This window comes from Pantoea sp. EKM101V (genome assembly GCF_011800325.1).
Taxonomy (GTDB): Bacteria; Pseudomonadota; Gammaproteobacteria; order Enterobacterales; family Enterobacteriaceae; genus Pantoea; species Pantoea anthophila.
On the sequence record NZ_JAALFP010000051.1, the window covers coordinates 1 to 240 of the forward strand.

1 tRNA gene is annotated in these 240 nt (G+C 60.0%); it reads right to left on the minus strand.

From position 1 onward, the window contains the following. Nucleotides 1–73: transfer RNA gene (locus HFD92_RS21585), tRNA-Asp, on the minus strand. Nucleotides 74–240 lie beyond the last annotated feature (167 nt).

Below are 240 nucleotides of genomic sequence, written 5' to 3' on the forward strand. Positions count from 1 at the left end.
GGAACGGACGGGGCTCGAACCCGCGACCCCCTGCGTGACAGGCAGGTATTCTAACCAACTGAACTACCGCTCCACCGATTCTGTACTGAGGTCCGCTTGCGCTGACTTCAGGTATTTCGCCCGCTCCGCGTCACCGGAGTGGTCACGACCAGCGTACTGGTCTTAAATTGATGCCTGGCAGTTCCCTACTCTCGCATGGGGAGGCCCCACACTACCATCGGCGCTACGGCGTTTCACTTC